Here is a 4,096-nt window from a genome sequence, read left to right as displayed (position 1 = left end):
TCGGCGGCGGTGACGCCCTTGACCATGCCCCGCCCGTGGTCACCGTCCCCGGCCACGGCGTCGATGCGACCCAGTTCGTCCTCCGCCGCCTCGATCGCGGCGCGCACCGCCTCGAGCACCTCGACCACGGTGCCGGCGAACTCCCGCGACTCGGGGGTGGCTCGCACCGCCGTGCCTCGCGGCTGGTCGCCGGGACCGGTGTCGGCGTGCCGGTTGGCGGCGAACAGCTCCGCCGGGGCGCGGGGGACCTCGCCGGTCCCCTTGCGGTAGGCGGGACTGTCGGCGGGGGCCCGCCACAGGCGTTCGAGCTCCTCGTCCAACCAGACCAGCGTCAGCGAGGCACCGGCCATGTCGAGGCTGGTGACCAGTTCCCCGACCTCCGGGTCGACCAGTTCCAGGCCGGCCGCCCTGAGCCGGGCGGCGACCCGGGTCCACACGACGAAGAGTTCCTCGTACTTGGTGCGGCCCAGTCCGTTGAGGATGACGCCCACCCGGTTCCCGGCACCCGAGGGTGTCTCGGCGAGGACCCCGTCGACGAAGGTGTCCGCGAGCTCCGACGCCGTGGGGAGGTCCACCTCGGACACGCCTGGTTCGCCGTGGATGCCCAGGCCGAGCCCCATCTTCCCGGCGGGGACGGTGAACAGCTGGCCATCCTGACCGGGCAGGGTGCACCCGTCGAAGGCCACGCCGAGCGTGCGGGTGGCGGCGTTGGCCGCCGCGGCGACCCGTTCCACCTCGTCGAGGGAGTACCCCGCCTCGGCGGCGGCGCCGGCGACCTTGAAGACGACGAAGTCACCGGCGATGCCGCGCCTGCGGGTCTCCTCCCCCGGCTGGGCCGAGGCGATGTCGTCGGTGACGACGACGGTGCGGGTGTCGACACCCTCCGCCCGCAACCGTTCCTGGGCGGCGCCGAAGTTCAGCACGTCGCCCGCGTAGTTGCCGTAGCTGAAGAGGACGCCCCCTCCTCGGTTGGCCGCCCGCGCGACGTCGTAGGCCTGCTGGGCGGATGGCGAGGTGAAGACGTTGCCGACCACGGCGCCGTCGGCGAAACCGGGGCCGACGACGCCGCAGAACGCCGGGTAGTGCCCGGAGCCACCGCCGACGACGACCGCCACCTTCCCCTCCGGGGTGTCCGAGGCGCGGACCACTCCGCCCTCCACCGGGCGGACCCGGTCGGAGTGGAGGTCGCAGAACCCGGCGAGCGCGTCCTCCGCGAAGCTCGCTGGGTCGTTGAACAGGCGTGTCACGAAAATCCTTCCTCTCCGGTCACGGGGTGATGATGAGTGCGGGCACGTAGGTGACCAGCGCGAGGACGGCGAGCGCCGCCAGGTAGAAGGGGACCAGCGCCACGACCGTGCGTTCGATCTTGATCCCCGCGATCGAGGTGGAGATGTAGAGCGTGGTACCCACGGGCGGGGTGAACAGGCCGATCGCCAGGTTCAGGACCACGATGATGCCGAGGTGGATCGGGTCCAGCCCGATACCGGCTGCCAGCGGGAGCAGCACCGGCGTCAGCAGCAGGATGGCCGGCGACATGTCCAGGAAGGCCCCGACGACCAGCATGATCACGTTCATGATCAGCAGGATGAGGACCGCGCTGCTGACGTTGTCCAGGAAGAAGGTCGCCAGCTTCGGCGGTACCTCCTCGACGGTGAGCAGCCAGCTCAGCGACGAGGAGACCATGATCAGCAGCATCACCACGCCGGTGGCGGCGGCGGTGTTCACCAACGACTTGGTCAGCATCCGCAGGGTGAGGTCCCGGTAGATCACCAGCCGGACGAGGACCGCGTACAGCGCGGCCAGGACCGCGACCTCGGTGACCGTGGCGATGCCACCGAAGAGGACCACGCGGATCAGGATGATCGGCAGCAGGATGGCCGGGGTGATGACCACGATGTCCTTCAGGACACCGCTCCAGCTCAGCTTCACCTTCTTGCGCGGGTAGTCCTTGCGCCAGGCCACCCACCAGCAGACGACCACGTAGGCCAACGCCAGCAGGATGCCCGGCACGATGCCGGCGATGAACAGCGCGGCCACCGAGGCACCGGAGACCGAGGCGTACAGGATCAGCGGGATGGACGGGGGCAGGATGACCCCGATGATGGACGTGGAGGAGTTCACGGCCGCCGCGAACGGCGCCGGGTAACCCTCCCGCTTCGTCCAGGGGATGAGGACGTTGCCGAGCCCGGACGCGTCGGCGACGGCCGAACCGGACACACCCGAGAACGCCAGGCTGGTGGCGATCGAGGCGTGGCCGAGGCCGCCCCGGAACCGCCCGATGACCCTGGTGGCGAGCCCGATCGCCCGTTGCCCGAGCTTCCCGCCCGCCAGCAGGTCGCCGGTGAGGATGAAGAACGGGATCGCCAGCAGCATGAAGTCGGTGCTGGGCGAGAACGCGGTCTGGGCGACGATCTGGAGGGGGAAGTCGCCGATCAGCAACAGCCCCACGACGGTCGCGGTGAGGATCGAGAACGCCACGGGGACGCTCACGGCGAGCAGGACGAAGAAGACCAGGAAGGCGATGCCCACCTCGATCATGCGGCACCTCCGGCGGTGGTGACCTGGGCGTGCACCGGACCGATCCGGATGCTGGAGACCAGCCGGCACCCGCACTGCACGGTGAGCGCGACGACGGCCAGCGCGAAGCCGGCGAAACTACCGACCACCGGCCAGCCCAGGATCGGCGTGACCTGGGCGGTGAGCGGAGCGAGCAGGCGCAGGCTGACGACGGTCAGCACGACCATCACCGCCGTCGACAGCCCCCACGCGGCGATGTCCACCACCCGGGCCCGGGCCGGCGCCATCCGGGCCACGAAGAAGTCCACGGCCAGGTGACCGCCCCGGCCCATGGCGGCGATGACGCCGCCCGAGATCAACCACGGGAACAGGTAGGTCGGGAGTTCCGTCGCGTAGTCGGCGCTGCTGTTCATGAAGTACCGCAGCGCCACCCCGACGACGAGCACGAGACCGATCACGCTGATCGAGGCCACGGCGATGGCGGAACCGACCATGGTCAGGGCCCGGTTGACCCGCTCCTCGACGCTGCCCTCCGCGAACAGCCTGGGTGGCGTCGCCGTGTCGCCGTCCGGGGTGGGGGAGGTCGCCTCCCGGCCCTCGCCGGCTGGTTGTTCAGTCATGGGGCACCTCGCTGGGACGGGTGTCCTCCACGGCCTGGACCAGCCGTTCGAACACCTCGGGGTACCGCTCCTCCCAGCGCTCGTACACGCTGTCCGTCGCGGCGCGGAACTCGTCGCGGTCGATCTCGGTGACCCGCATGGAGTCCTGGAACTCGGCGAGGATGCGGTCGGTCTGCTCGGCCATCAGCTGGCGCTGGTGGTCCCGAGCCTCGATCGCCGCGTCCTGGAGCAGCCGCTGGTCCTCCTCGGACAGCGACGTCCAGGTCTGCGTGCTCACCACGAAGGGCGTGACCTCGTACTTGTGCCCGCTGAGGGTCAGGTGGGTCTGCACCTCGTGCAGGTTCGAGGCCTCGATGTTGACCAGCGGGTTCTCCTGGCCGTCCACGGCGCCCTGCCGCAAGCCCAGGTAGAGCTCCCCGAAGGCCATCGGCGTCGGGTTGGCCCCGAGGGTGCCGAAGATGTCGATGGTCATGCCGTCGTCCGGGGTGCGGATCTTCAGCCCGGCCAGGTCCGAGGAGTCCTCGACGGCGCGCCGGCTGTTGGTGACGTGGCGGATCCCGTTGTCCCACCAGGCCAGGACCTTGTAGCCCTTCTCCTCGGCCATCTCGGCGAACTCGTCGCCGACCGGGCCGTCGAGCACCTCGTAGGCGTGCTCGGGGGTGTCGAAGAGAAAGGGCAGGCCCACGAGGGTGAGCTCGGGGACGCTGGTGGCCAGCGGGCCCTGGGAGTTGACGGTCATGTCCAGGGTGCCCGAGGCGATGGACACCATCATCTCCGAGTCGGAGCCGAGCTGTTCGGAGCCGAAGACCTGGACGCGGAGCCGTTCCGAGGACTTCTCGCCCACGATCTGGCTGAACCGTTCGGCCGCTTCGGCGCGTGGGTTGCCTGGCGCCGCGCCGTGCCCGAGCAGCAGGCGCCGGGAGTCGTCGCCGACCCCGCAGCCGCTCGCCAGGAGCGCC

Annotated in this window: 4 protein-coding genes; all 4 read right to left on the bottom strand. The window is 70.4% G+C overall.

What is annotated here, in order from left to right; genetic code table 11:
* The coding region (locus tag ACTIDRAF_RS0223465) for a dihydroxyacetone kinase family protein (RefSeq protein WP_016701138.1) at positions 1 to 1,247 on the bottom strand (1,247 nt) is incomplete at its 3' end.
* A gap of 19 nt (positions 1,248 to 1,266) precedes the next feature.
* Complete coding sequence (locus ACTIDRAF_RS0223460) at positions 1,267 to 2,538, bottom strand: TRAP transporter large permease (RefSeq protein ID WP_016701137.1); 1,272 nt, start codon at positions 2,536 to 2,538, stop codon at positions 1,267 to 1,269.
* On the bottom strand, positions 2,535 to 3,137 hold the full coding sequence (locus tag ACTIDRAF_RS0223455; RefSeq protein ID WP_016701136.1) for a TRAP transporter small permease: 603 nt from the start codon (positions 3,135 to 3,137) through the stop codon (positions 2,535 to 2,537). The genes ACTIDRAF_RS0223460 and ACTIDRAF_RS0223455 overlap by 4 nt, the downstream gene beginning before the upstream one ends.
* Positions 3,130 to 4,096, bottom strand: a 967-nt coding sequence (locus ACTIDRAF_RS0223450) for a TRAP transporter substrate-binding protein (protein WP_016701135.1), incomplete at its 5' end; no start/stop codon positions are given. The genes ACTIDRAF_RS0223455 and ACTIDRAF_RS0223450, both read right to left, overlap by 8 nt.

The sequence above is a fragment of the Actinoalloteichus spitiensis RMV-1378 genome (assembly GCF_000239155.1).
Lineage (GTDB): Bacteria > Actinomycetota > Actinomycetes > Mycobacteriales > Pseudonocardiaceae > Actinoalloteichus_B > Actinoalloteichus_B spitiensis.
This window is presented reverse-complemented; position numbering and strand designations above follow the sequence as displayed.

Bases quoted from the DNA above. Each gene is read 5' to 3' on its own strand.
- ACTIDRAF_RS0223455 (WP_016701136.1), bottom strand. From the start codon at position 3,137: ATGACTGAACAACCAGCCGGCGAGGGCCGGGAGGCGACCTCCCCCACC.
- ACTIDRAF_RS0223460 (WP_016701137.1), bottom strand. From the start codon at position 2,538: ATGATCGAGGTGGGCATCGCCTTCCTGGTCTTCTTCGTCCTGCTCGCC.